11 protein-coding genes are annotated in these 11,741 nt (G+C 46.9%); 2 read left to right on the top strand and 9 right to left on the bottom strand.

Translation table 11 applies throughout. The annotated features are described in order from the left end of the window. Window positions 1-22: 22 nt before the first annotated feature. Window positions 23-1,210 (bottom strand): SbmA/BacA-like family transporter, encoded by a 1,188-nt coding sequence (locus ACY2RR_RS22075; RefSeq protein WP_490110358.1) that lies wholly within the window; start codon window positions 1,208-1,210, stop codon window positions 23-25. Window positions 1,211-1,278: 68 nt separating this feature from the next. On the opposite strand from ACY2RR_RS22075, the gene ACY2RR_RS22070 reads away from it, so the two are divergent. Continuing rightward, complete coding sequence (locus ACY2RR_RS22070; RefSeq protein ID WP_490110357.1) at window positions 1,279-2,028, top strand: DUF1223 domain-containing protein; 750 nt, start codon at window positions 1,279-1,281, stop codon at window positions 2,026-2,028. Here the strand turns inward: ACY2RR_RS22070 and ACY2RR_RS22065 are convergent. Continuing rightward, on the bottom strand, window positions 1,991-3,220 hold the full coding sequence (locus tag ACY2RR_RS22065) for an aminotransferase class I/II-fold pyridoxal phosphate-dependent enzyme (protein WP_490110356.1): 1,230 nt from the start codon (window positions 3,218-3,220) through the stop codon (window positions 1,991-1,993). The genes ACY2RR_RS22070 and ACY2RR_RS22065 overlap by 38 nt on opposite strands. A 328-nt stretch (window positions 3,221-3,548) precedes the next feature. Here ACY2RR_RS22065 and ACY2RR_RS22060 point away from each other — a divergent pair, with 328 nt between their 5' ends. Continuing rightward, window positions 3,549-4,529, top strand: coding sequence for a DUF6263 family protein (locus ACY2RR_RS22060; RefSeq protein ID WP_490110355.1), 981 nt, complete (start codon window positions 3,549-3,551; stop codon window positions 4,527-4,529). 122 nt (window positions 4,530-4,651) lie between these two features. Here the strand turns inward: ACY2RR_RS22060 and ACY2RR_RS22055 are convergent, their stop codons facing one another. From ACY2RR_RS22055 to ACY2RR_RS22025, 7 genes are all read right to left on the bottom strand, one after another. Continuing rightward, window positions 4,652-5,476 (bottom strand): metal-dependent hydrolase, encoded by an 825-nt coding sequence (locus ACY2RR_RS22055; protein ID WP_490110354.1) that lies wholly within the window; start codon window positions 5,474-5,476, stop codon window positions 4,652-4,654. Continuing rightward, the gene (locus ACY2RR_RS22050; RefSeq protein WP_490110353.1) at window positions 5,473-6,033 is read right to left on the bottom strand and encodes an isoprenylcysteine carboxylmethyltransferase family protein; all 561 of its coding nucleotides are present in this window, start codon (window positions 6,031-6,033) and stop codon (window positions 5,473-5,475) included. The genes ACY2RR_RS22055 and ACY2RR_RS22050 overlap by 4 nt, the downstream gene beginning before the upstream one ends. 54 nt (window positions 6,034-6,087) lie before the next feature. Continuing rightward, window positions 6,088-6,774, bottom strand: coding sequence for an L-fuculose-phosphate aldolase (locus ACY2RR_RS22045; protein ID WP_490110352.1), 687 nt, complete (start codon window positions 6,772-6,774; stop codon window positions 6,088-6,090). 71 nt (window positions 6,775-6,845) lie between these two features. Beyond that, window positions 6,846-8,171, bottom strand: coding sequence for a dicarboxylate/amino acid:cation symporter (locus ACY2RR_RS22040; protein ID WP_490110351.1), 1,326 nt, complete (start codon window positions 8,169-8,171; stop codon window positions 6,846-6,848). A gap of 487 nt (window positions 8,172-8,658) precedes the next feature. After that, the gene (gene cydX / locus ACY2RR_RS22035) at window positions 8,659-8,769 is read right to left on the bottom strand and encodes a cytochrome bd-I oxidase subunit CydX (RefSeq protein ID WP_281646564.1); all 111 of its coding nucleotides are present in this window, start codon (window positions 8,767-8,769) and stop codon (window positions 8,659-8,661) included. Between the two features lie 13 nt (window positions 8,770-8,782). Continuing rightward, the gene (gene cydB / locus ACY2RR_RS22030) at window positions 8,783-9,916 is read right to left on the bottom strand and encodes a cytochrome d ubiquinol oxidase subunit II (protein ID WP_490110350.1); all 1,134 of its coding nucleotides are present in this window, start codon (window positions 9,914-9,916) and stop codon (window positions 8,783-8,785) included. A gap of 11 nt (window positions 9,917-9,927) precedes the next feature. Continuing rightward, the gene (locus ACY2RR_RS22025; protein ID WP_490110349.1) at window positions 9,928-11,508 is read right to left on the bottom strand and encodes a cytochrome ubiquinol oxidase subunit I; all 1,581 of its coding nucleotides are present in this window, start codon (window positions 11,506-11,508) and stop codon (window positions 9,928-9,930) included. Window positions 11,509-11,741: the final 233 nt, after the last annotated feature.

The following is an 11,741-nucleotide window of genomic DNA, read 5'->3' as shown; positions in this document are numbered from 1 at the left end:
CCACTGGTTGAGGTGGTTGAACCTATTCAATCACCTCAACGGCTTCAATCTCTGCAGGCTTATCGCCATCATTGTTGTAACCAATATTCCGCTCGAACTCTTTCAATCGCTTAACGACAGACATCAGGCTGGTAATGGTGACCCAGTTTTTGATCAGGTAAGCAAAACTTTCGGAAACATTGGAGAAAGCATGAGATACCTGATTTAAAACCCCCAGAGTGACCAGTCCAACCAAAATGCCCGGTGCAATAAGAATAAAGTCAGCAATGATCAGGGCCTGATAGAAGAAATACTCCCACAGGCGGAAGTAGCTGGTATGCATAAACAGGCGGAAGTAATTCGTTCTCAGGCCGGTAAACAGCTCTACAAATGAGGGCAGGTCAGCAAACTTCTTGTCGTCTTCGGCGTAGGTCATGCGCTTACGAAAAGACGCTTCAACCCGCTGGTTGTTGTAGTGCAGGCCCGGCAGCTTGATTCCCACAATATAAGAAATACCAGTTCCGGCAACTGCGATTCCAATTGCCATCCATACCAGTGAGCCGGGTACATTGGCAATAAAGTCCATACCAATAAGAGACGAGTAAACCATATCCTGGGTTTCGGACGGCAACTCCGCCAGTTTCTCCCTGATCTCTGGCATATTGGTGGTGATGGTTTCAACCAGTTGTACACTGAGAGTCCAGAGAATCGGAATAAAGGCCAGTAGAGTAAGAATTGCTCTGACAAAACCTAATCCAAGATCTTCAAGAATCAGGGCGAAATCACGGGTGTCTTCCTGAAGTCTTTGTGATGCGCCTTCAATCTCACGCTCTGTATTTTCCCAGTACGGACGGTAGGAGAAAGATATGGCCTGGCGCCAGCGAAAGGTGAAGTGCTGGGCCAGAAAGTCGGAGCCTACTCTCAAAAACATGAGTGGCATAACCAGGTAAACAAACTGCAGCAGTAAACCTAAGAATTCATATACGGAGGCACTGGTTTTGTTAACGTCAGACAGACCAGCCGCGCCACCGAGCAAGTCCCACGTGATCCGGTACCAGTCATTGAGTTGTGCCAGCAGGTAAACTTCGGCAACAACCAGAGATATCAGCAGAGCCATGCCGCCCCAGGCCCAGACTCTCCACTCTTTAGATAAGAAAAAACTACGTAGCATGGCTTGCCCCCCTCCGGCATCTATCTGTTCATCGGCTATTGCCTGCAGGTATGCAGGCATTTTCTGCCGCTGACTCCAAACCACCTTGACGTGCGTACAATGAAAAAATGGATGGAGGCTATTCGGATATGAGACTTTGGAAGGGGTTGCTGGTTCCTCTGGCCCTGTTAGTACCACTAACAACGCAGGCTGCGACAACATCATTTGATTCCGGAGAGCGGCAGAACCGGCTTCTGGAGCTTTTTACATCTGAAGGATGTTCCAGTTGCCCGCCAGCCGATGCGTTTCTGTCGGAATTAAAAGAAGACAAGCAGCTATGGAACCCTTGGGTGCCCGTGGCTTTCCATGTCGGCTACTGGGATTACCTTGGCTGGAAGGATGTATTTGCTCAGCCAAAGCACCAGGAGCGCCAGTACGCTTATCGAAGGGCTGATCGCTCCAGAGGAGTTTATACGCCGGGTTTTTTTATTAATGGTCAGGAGTGGCGTGGTTTCTTCAGCCTGTTTCGCAGTCTTCCAGATTACACGCCCGCACCAGCGGGCCGTTTGAAGGCAGAGATTGAAGGCGATCAGCTACAAGCCTCTTTTTCGCCTCTGCCTCATGAAGCAGGAAAGCTTGGAGGCTTTATTCTGCATTGGGCTTTAACGGGTTCGGATCGTTCAACCAAAGTGCAAAGCGGTGAGAATGCCCGCAAAACTCTGCCCCATGATTTTGTGGCTTTGGCCTCGGGAAGTGTGAATAGCGCGAACCTGTCCTGGTTCGCTGATATTCCTATCAAGTCTTATGAAGGACCACTGGCTTTAAGTCTTTGGGTTACCCCAAGGAGTGACCCGTTCGAAATTATTCAGGCAACGGGTGGTTGGTTGAACTCTCCCTGAGAACCGCCCGCAATATATCGACGCCCTGATCAATCTGGTCATGGGTGTGCTGGCTGGAAATGGTCAGGCGCAGGCGTTCTTCACCGCGCCTGACTGCTGGCCAGGCAACGGGCAAAACATACAGCCCTTGTTCAAAGCAACGCTGTGCAAGTACAAATGCCTGAAACTCATTGTTAATAGGAATGTAAGTGATCGGCGTGTTTGGGCTGGACTGGTTAGGAATCCCGGCTTTATTCAGAGCCTGTTGCAGGTAGGAAACAGTGTTCTGAAACTTCAGGCAAAGTTTTTCTCCATTCTTTTCAAGAGTTGTCAGGTTCTGAATGGCGCCAGCGGCTGCGGCTGGTGAAGGGTTGGCGCTGAAAATATAACCATTGGCATGAAAGCGCAGCCAGTTGGCCCACTGGTTTGATGTAGTAATAATTCCCGCAGTGGTATTGATGGCTTTGCTGAGGGAGGACGTTATAAAGTCTGCCCCTTGCCCAGATGCAATCTGAAAATGCTCTTCAATCCCCCGGCCTGAATGACCGGTAACTCCCAGGCTGTGGGATTCATCAATAACCAGAAGCGTATTCCTCACCGTATCACGAATACGGAGAAGGGCTGGAAGATCGGCAAAGTCCCCATCCATGCTGAACACACTGTCGCAGACAATGATTTTGTGAGTTTCTTCCGGGTAACTGCGTACCTGTTTTTCAAGTCCATCAATGTGTTGATGGTCGAAGGCCGAGACTTCACAGCCCGATTGCTGACCGGCTAATGCACAGCCATCCAGAATGGACTGATGATTCTTTTTTGCGCTCAATAACACACATTTATCGAAAGCTCTGGGAAGAGTCTGCAGTAAGGTGATATTGGCTACATAGCCTGATGACACTAACAACGTTTGTTCTTTGTTTAGAAACCGGGAAGCAGTTTCCTCAAGGGTGTTAAACACGCTCAGGTTTCCACCGAGAAGGCGTACCCCCTGCGCTCCGCCGCCCCATGTCTCTAAAGCCTCAACCATAGTTTTATGGGTTGCTTTGTTGTTAGAAAAGCCGTGGTAATCGTAAGTTGTGAAGTTGATGCGTTTACCATCATCAAATTCTATCCATGGTCCGGCCTGACTAATAACAGAGGATAAGTAGGCGGGAAAGTGAGGCTTATAGCGGGTGTATTTCTTATCGAAAGCTTCAACGTTTTTGGTAAGTGACATGAGTGATTTCCAACTAACTTCAGACGTCCTGTTAACAGACTGTTTCATTTCTATTTAGTTCGTTCTTTATATTAAAAGGCGGAAAAGCACTTGGATGGCTGCTTTAAAATTGCAGACTGTAATCAGTAAAAATAAAGGTTTTATAAAAGAGGATGTCGGTGTGGCATTTTTTTAGTACGAATTGGGTCGAAGAATGAATTGCTTATTCCATAAGATAAGATTTTGTTGTGTTTTATTACGATGGTTTCATTGTTTAACTATTATTTACTTATTTTTCTTTGGCAAGAAATTATAATTTTCCTTCGTACTTTTAATAAGGTTGTAAAATATGTTGCGAAAATTATCTGTTGTTGTTTTTTCTTTAATTTCATTTTATTCAAGTGCGCAAGGTAATCCGATTCAGCAGTGGAAAGTTGATGAGAAACTCCATTATGTTATTGAAGAACATAACATAACTAAAACTCTTGCAGGTCGAGAGTATTTTGGGGTGGATTATTTTCTTACGATGGATACAACATGGGAATTAAATAGAATACTCTCTAATGGAAATAGAGAACTGAGTGTGAAGGTCGACAGGGTGCAGTTTAAAGGTGGCGGAATGGGAGTGGCGACTACATTTAAGCCAATGGTTTATGATTCAAAAAAAGCAGATGGTGAAGTACAGGATAAATCTGAACAGGCAGTGATAAAGGCTCTTAATAATTATGTAGGAGAGTCGAGCCTTGTTACTGTTGATCAACATGGACATGTCAAAGATTTTAAAGTTTCTGATGAGTTATCTAACAATTTAAATGATAGTCTGACACATGAACTTGCAGGTTTTTTTGGTGATTTGTTTACTTATGAAGGGCTGCGAGGGTTTTTATCAAAGTGGATAGTAGGTTTTCCCGAAGAGACGATTTCCAGTGGAGAAGCTTGGCGTCAGGAACTACCAAGTCGCTATGGTAAAAACATTGTTTATACCCGCAACTTTACACTTACTCCGTCTACAGATGAGGAGAGTGACTCAGATATAGAAATTGTTTTTACTCCGGAGTTTTCACCAGTCGGAACTTTTGAATTATCGATTGACAACAGAAAGTCCCCCATTCGAGGAGCAGCATATCTTGATAAAGAAACTGGTCGCATTAATAGGTTTCTGTCTGTGCATCAGGGGAAAATGGAAGAGGAAATGCTAGGGGGGGCAGTGGTGTTTAACCTTTTATACTCTGCAAATTATCAACCAGATCACGTTGGTGGAGAATTCCCTGAAGAATTTCAAGATTCATTGTTGTGTGACCACTTTTGCCGCACAGGAAGCGAAAAATAGTAGAAGCTGTCTCGGAAGTTTGTGCGTAGCGAGGGTAATCTGAAGTAGAGGATAAAAGTGTAATTCTGTAAGGCGAATAGTGGTTTTGTTTAACGAACAAAATTACATTTTTATACCTGTTTTTATGAATGGTTATCTTTCACAACTGTTAAATGGTGTTGGGAGTTTTTATAACAGGATATGCCTATCTTGATAAGTTCTGTATTCGGATATTGGTTAGGGTGAAACAACTTTCGATGATAATCGATAAAACGGCTACCCATCAGTTTGCCAAAGCCAGGGTTTGAAAAGTGGAACTGATATATATTTTTCCAGAACGCAACTTTGAAAATGCTTTTATCCTGAAACGACAGAAGCAACGCTCCTAACAAAAGGAACAATAGAAAAGAAAGGCCAACAATATAAAAGCCAAACAGGCGAAGCGATATGCCGGGAGCAACTTCGTTCAGTGCATCAAAGACAACAGTCTTATGTTCTATCTCTTCGGCAAAATGCCAGCCAAACAAAGAGCTCATCATATGACCTTGGGGTAGCAAGGTTTTGTGATGACGCAACACGTATTCCGCGATGGACATATTGATATGTTCAATGGCACTGGCGGCAGAGAGGCGGGATTTCCAGGGAGAGAGTGGTTCCAGCAGAGAGTAACTGATAGTGCTGGTGGCTTTTTGGAACAGAGTGGTTCTGTAACCCTGCTCCTGCAATAGTTGGCAGGCTTGCTGGTGGGCCAGAGCGTGGCTCCCTTCCTGAAAAAATAGCAGTTTTGATTGGTTCTGAATGCTCGCGGAAAAACAGTGGCTTCTTTCCTTCATGGTTCGAATAATGAAACGCTCACCACCCGGAACCAACAAGGTGTAAGCGTTCAGCCATGAACGCACAAAAGGCTGCTCTTTCAGCCAGTCGTCAGTTTCAAGTGCGAAGTTGAATGATGTTTGCCTGCGAATCATAGCTTTCTCAACCTCCCGAACTGTTCACGCGTTTCTTTCTCTATTCTCTCGCGGATATCCCGAGACTCTTTTCTGGCCATAGTGAGATTAAAGGCAATGGCATAGAACAATGGAGGCAGGCACAAAAACAGAAGTGTTAAAGGGCTCTCTGAGGGCGCAATAAGGCTGTGAAAACAGATGGTGACTGCACCAGCCTCGAACAGAAAAACGCCGTAATACAACGGATGTTTAAACCAACGATAAGGACCATGAGTAACGATAGGGGCATTCTCAATATGAAATCCTGTCCAGGTAAAGCTGGAACCTAAAGTGATTTTTGCCCAGGCAACGAAAGCGGTACCAATGGTTGTAAGAGTTGCTGCGATAAGCACTGGCAGAGATGTGGTTTCAGTCAGCTTCCAAAGGCTGATGGCATAAACAAAAAACAGCGCAAAGCATGACAGTTTCATCAACACAATATATCTGACAGCAACAAAGGGGGTGGCTGCTTTCTTTGGGCGGATGTCCATTGCAAAAAAGATAAAGGCTATAAAGGTCAGCCAGAGCCAGCCAGTCATATCGAGTGCTCGATGTTTTTTAGAGGCTGGAAAAGTTAGCTGAATCTGGAGGTATTACAGGGAAGGTGTTGTATGTTTTTGTAACGTGTTTTCTGGTTCTTCTTTCAGCCCATAACGTTTGAACTTTTCCAGAACAACATCGAACTCCTGATCTGGAAGAACCGGGATGTCCAGGCCTGTCTGTAACAGCTCTACAAAAATACGAGCAAGGCTTTCTACTTCTTCTGCTAAACCCATCGCTTTATCAAGAGAAACACCTCCTGCAATCATGCCGTGGTGCTGCAGCAAAATGGCATCTCTGTTAGCAATGCCTTCAGCCACATGCCTGGAAAGCTCCGGTGTACCGTATGTGGCATAGGGTACGCAGGGAATGGAATTCCCCCCTGCCGCCGCAATCATGTAATGAATCGCTGGGATATCTTTGTTCAGCACTGAAACGGTGGAGCTGTAGTGGGCGTGATTATGAACAACGGCGTTAAGGCTAGGGCGGATTTGGTATATCTGCTGATGGAAACGCCACTCACTGGAAGGGACTTTGTTTTCTTCTATTTGGCTATTACCGTCGATAAAAACAATATCTTCAGGCATCATGTTTTCATAACGCACACCAGATGGTGTTACCAGCAGGCCATCTTTATAACGGCAGCTGATATTGCCAGCTGAACCATGATTGAGGCCAACCTTGTTCATTGTCAGGCAGGCTTCGATGATATCGCTGGCGAGCTGTTTTCTATCGGTCATTCCCACGTTTCCAGATAACGACTTGAAGAGTGAGTACCTGCCAGCCGCAGGCTGGCAGGTGTATAGCATCATCAGGCAGCTTCAGCCGTATTCAAATGATGAACATCAATCTTCTCTTCACTTACAGCCGCTTCTGGATTGTTGAAGGTGTCGAGATCAAGCTCTCCTTCTGATTTTGCAACAATACAGGTTACGGCACAGTCACCGGTAATGTTGACGGCAGTGCGCACCATATCCAGAAGACGGTCAACACCCATAATCAGTGCAATACCTTCCAATGGCAGGCCAACCTGCTGAAGCACCATGGCGAGCATTACCAGACCAACACCTGGAACACCGGCTGTACCAACAGAAGCCAGAGTGGCGGTAAGAATAACGGTTAGGTAATCCCCCATACCCAGCTCAATGCCAAACGCCTGAGAGATAAACACGGTTGCGACGCCCTGCATCATGGCCGTGCCATCCATATTAATCGTGGCACCCAGTGGAATGGTGAAGGAGGAAACCTTGTTGGACACACCTAAACGACGGCTGACAGTTTCCATGGAAACCGGAATGGTGGCGTTACTGGAAGCCGTGCTGAAAGCAAACATGATGGCATCTTCCATTTTGCGCAGGAAAACTCGTGGGCTTAAGCCGGCCAGAATTTTTAGCATGGAACAGTAGGTCACCAGCAAGTGGGTGATCAGAACTACAACCAGAAGCGCAAAGTATTTCGCCAGGTTTGCGATAGCTCCAAACTCGATCTCTGTGAACAGGCGAGCCATCAGGGCGAACACGCCGTAAGGGGCAATGTTCATCAACAGAGCTACCAGCTTCATCATCACTTCGTTCAGTGACATAAACAGGTCAGCGGCCTTTTTACCCTTCTCCCCTGAGGCGGCAATAGAGATGCCAAACAGCAGTGCAAACATAATAATTTGCAGCGTATTGCCATTGGCCATAGCGTTCACCGGGTTGCTGGGGAACATACCGATAATTACATTAGCCAGAGAAGGCGCTTCTTTGGCAACAAAGGTTGAGGTGCCTTCAAGGTTGGCTCCTGCGCCAGGCTCAACCAGTAGTGCACCAAGAATAGCGATAGTGATGGCTATACAGGTTGTCATCAGGTAAATGCCCACGGTCTTGAAACCGAGGCGGCCAAGGGATGTTGCATCTTTCAGGGAGCAGGTGCCACAGACCAAAGAGGTGAAAATGAGGGGGACAACCAGCATTTTCAAACAGGTAATAAAGATTTTACCGATAACCTGGAACAGGCCGTCGGTGAAGTAGGTAGTGACAAAAGGGTCAAGAGGGAACAGGGTTCTTGAAAGCAAACCGGTGAGCACACCGAGCAGCATGCCCACAAGAACTTTGGAAGTTAGGGACAACTTATTCCAGCGTTGAACTACAGTCATTCAGTCTTTCCTTTGTAGAATTTGTAAAAGCCACATGGACAGGTCTGAACGTTGAGCCACAGGTAGTCAGCAGCGGGCATTGTCTGTGCAATGTCGCCGGAGGGCTCAGCAGATCCTGGTGTGGTGTCTCTTGTCTTGTGTCCGGAGGGAAGGAGTGTTTGTAAACGCACCTTGGTAAGTGCTTTTCTCTTCCCGATGAGTCAGCAAAAAAACGAGGCTGACAGCGACCTAAAATATCGGGTCCAAAAGTTAATGAACCGGACAGGACAGATGAAGTAAGGCTGACGGGTTGGCAAACTATCAGGGCTGCACCGGAATGGAACATGGCATGAGCTATGTGTTTTTGTAGTCTGTGTGCCTAATCTTGTGGTTTTTCTCTGTTTGTTGATGTGTTTTTGGCGAAAGTTTTTGTTTGTGTTGATCTTTTAACAATAGGATGAGCCTGAATAACAGACTCACCCTTAACAAACACTTTGTAAGTAACTAGTTATTTATCTTCGTTATCAAAATCATGCTCGTGGAATTCATACCACATCACATTAATAATCCCGAATGAGCAGGCCAGCAGCACGCCCAGTATCCATGCGAAGTACCACATACCGCGCCTCCTCTTAGTAAAGTGAATGGCTGTTGTTTTCAATATGGGCAGAATCCACCCGCCCCCACATCTTGTAGAAACACCAGGTGGTGTAACCCAGAATAATCGGAACCATAACTCCGGCAATAAAGGTCATAATTCCTAGAGTGAGTTCACTGGATGTGGCATCCCATACAGTCAGGCTGACATCCGGATGACTGCTGGAGGGCAGGATAAACGGAAACAGCGATAAGCCTGCAGTGGCTACGATACCGCCAACGCTCAGGGAGCTGGCAATAAAGGTCAGGGTTGGGAAACTGCGTACCAGCAGTACAACACCAATACTGCCCACAAAGCCCAGAACCGGTGCCAGCATCATCAGTGGGTATTGGGAGTAATTATTCATCCACGCTCCCACAGCACCAAAAGCAACGGTTTTGTTCAACGGGTTGGAAGGCCCGTTAAGATCCATTGCACTGGTTATTTCATAGCCTGGGAGTTGTGCAACCCAGATACCACCAATAGCGAACGTCACCAGTACAACAATGGCAAGAATGCGGGCAATGCCAGATGCACGTTCCTGAACAACGCCAGAGGTTCGCAGATTCAGCCAGCTGGCTCCCTGCATCAGCAGCATGGATAAACTAACCACACCACACAACAGAGCAAATGGGTTGAGCAGGTCAAAGAAGCCAGAGGTGTAAGACACCCTCAGGATATTGTCCAGAGTAAATCCATAGCCCTGAAACAGATTACCAAAGGCCACACCAAAGATTAGGGCTGGAACAACACCGCTGATTACCAAACCAAGGTCACACCATTTCTTCTGATGTTCTTCAACTTTCGCCCGGTATTCAAAGGCAATAGGGCGAAGAATCAGTGCAAACAGAACTACGAGAAGTGCCCAGTAAAAGCCGTTAAAGGCTGTGGCATACACAGTTGGCCAGGCAGCAAATATGGCACCGGCACCGGTAATCAGCCAAACCTGATTACCATCCCAGTGGGGAGCAACAGCATTTACAACAATTCGGCGCTCGGTGTCGTTTTTCCCAAGAATAGTCAGCAGGCCTGCAGAGCCTAAATCGTAGCCATCCATAATGGAGAAGCCGATCAGCAAGATGCCGATCAACAGCCACCAGATAAGCTTTAACATTTCATAATCAAACATGGCGGCCTCCGTCAGTGAGTGCTCATGGCGGTTTCGCCAGAAGAGGTTTGTTCAAAGTGATAACGGCCGGTATGCAGGCTGCTCGGCCCCTGCTTGGCATATTTCACCATCAGGTACATTTCGATCACTGCAAAGATGCCGTAGAAAATAGTGAAGCCAGCAATACTCATATACAGGTCGTTAACTGTGAGATTGGAGGCTGACATCCAGGTAGGCAACATTCCGGCAACAGTCCAGGGCTGACGACCATACTCGGCCACAAACCAGCCAGCTTCGGCAGCAATCCAGGGCAGTGGCAAAGAGAACAAGACAATAGTCAGGAACTTGCGACTCTTGTACTCGGTGCGGCGCGCTGTTTTGTAGAATGCGGCCGCAAATACAAACAACATAATAAAGCCGCAGCCAACCATAATGCGGAAGGCAAAGAACATCGGCCAAACCTGAGGGATAGTATCTTCAGCGGCCATACGAATTTGTTCTGGCGTGGCGTCTACCACATTGTCGGTATAACGCTTAAGCAGCAATCCGTAACCGAGAGTGTCTTGAACAGAAAGGAAGGCTTCACGCTTTTCGGGAGTATCGTTACCAGACTTCAAGTCTTCCAACAGGCGATAGGCTTCTATACCATCGTAAATACGGCGCTCGTTACGATCGATCAGGTCTTTGATACCCATCACTTCTTTATCAAAAGAACGGGTAGCAATAATGCCCATTACCCAGGGAATACGGACAGCGAAGTCGGTTTCCATATTTTCCTGATCCGGCAAACCAATCACTGTGAACGGCGCTGGAGCAGGGTGAGTATCCCATTCTGCTTCGATAGCCGCCAGTTTCACCTGTTGAACATCGCCCAGCTCATAGCCGGACTCATCACCCAGAAGAATTACGGAAAGAATCGATGCCATACCAAAACCGGCAGCTACGGCAAAAGAGCGGCGGGCAAAGCCAATATCACGATTCTTCAGCAGATAGTAAGCGCTGATAGACAGCACAAACATAGAGGCTGTGGTGTAACCGGAAGCGACGGTATGGACAAACTTAACTTGGGCAACCGGGTTAAAGATTACCTCGGCAAAGTTCACCATTTCCATACGCATGGTTTCGAAGTTGAACTCGGCACCAACTGGATTTTGCATCCAGGCATTGGCAATCAGAATCCACAGGGCGGAGAAGTTGGAACCAATCGCAACCAGCCAGGTGCAGCCCAGGTGTTGAACCCGGCTCATACGGTCCCAGCCGAAGAAGAACATGCCAACAAAAGTGGATTCGAGGAAGAAGGCCACAAGTGCTTCAATGGCCAGCGGGGCACCGAAAATATCACCTACATAATGGGAATAGTAAGACCAGTTAGTACCGAACTGGAATTCCATGGTCAGGCCCGTTGCCACACCCAGAGCGAAGTTGATACCAAACAACTTGCCCCAGAAACGGGTCATATCTTTGTAAACCTGCTTGCCAGTCATCACGTAGACCGATTCCATAATGGCCAGCATAAAGCTCATGCCAAGGGTGAGGGGAACAAACAGGAAATGGTAAAGCGCTGTCAGGGCAAATTGCAGCCTCGACAGGTCGACAACGTAGTCTGAGATCATAGGGACACCATGCAGCAGGAAAGGGTGTTCAGTAAGGCCAAAACCGAACGGCAGACTTCATACTACGAAACGCTGCTGTGGTTGGTTCAGGGTATTCCTGTAGCCTTGTGAGTAACCATGCGTAGTATAGGTGGTGGTTGTTTTATGGCCGGTTGATGCAGGTCAATGTTTTCTCGACGGCTTATGATCTTTTCCTATCGGTATATTTAGTTTTTTCTATTAGTTGTTCGCTT

The sequence above is a fragment of the Parendozoicomonas sp. 2304DJ65-17 genome (assembly GCF_058148445.1).
Note: the sequence above shows the minus strand (reverse complement) of the source record. Positions and strands in the feature narration are given on the sequence as shown.

Bases quoted from the DNA above. Each gene is read 5' to 3' on its own strand.
- ACY2RR_RS22065 (WP_490110356.1), bottom strand. From the start codon at position 3,220: ATGTCACTTACCAAAAACGTTGAAGCTTTCGATAAGAAATACACCCGC.
- cydX (WP_281646564.1), bottom strand. From the start codon at position 8,769: ATGTGGTACTTCGCATGGATACTGGGCGTGCTGCTGGCCTGCTCATTC.
- ACY2RR_RS22050 (WP_490110353.1), bottom strand. From the start codon at position 6,033: ATGACTGGCTGGCTCTGGCTGACCTTTATAGCCTTTATCTTTTTTGCA.
- ACY2RR_RS22045 (WP_490110352.1), bottom strand. From the start codon at position 6,774: ATGACCGATAGAAAACAGCTCGCCAGCGATATCATCGAAGCCTGCCTG.
- ACY2RR_RS22075 (WP_490110358.1), bottom strand. From the start codon at position 1,210: ATGCCTGCATACCTGCAGGCAATAGCCGATGAACAGATAGATGCCGGA.
- ACY2RR_RS22025 (WP_490110349.1), bottom strand. From the start codon at position 11,508: ATGATCTCAGACTACGTTGTCGACCTGTCGAGGCTGCAATTTGCCCTG.
- cydB (WP_490110350.1), bottom strand. From the start codon at position 9,916: ATGTTTGATTATGAAATGTTAAAGCTTATCTGGTGGCTGTTGATCGGC.
- ACY2RR_RS22040 (WP_490110351.1), bottom strand. From the start codon at position 8,171: ATGACTGTAGTTCAACGCTGGAATAAGTTGTCCCTAACTTCCAAAGTT.
- ACY2RR_RS22055 (WP_490110354.1), bottom strand. From the start codon at position 5,476: ATGATTCGCAGGCAAACATCATTCAACTTCGCACTTGAAACTGACGAC.
- ACY2RR_RS22060 (WP_490110355.1), top strand. From the start codon at position 3,549: ATGTTGCGAAAATTATCTGTTGTTGTTTTTTCTTTAATTTCATTTTAT.
- ACY2RR_RS22070 (WP_490110357.1), top strand. From the start codon at position 1,279: ATGAGACTTTGGAAGGGGTTGCTGGTTCCTCTGGCCCTGTTAGTACCA.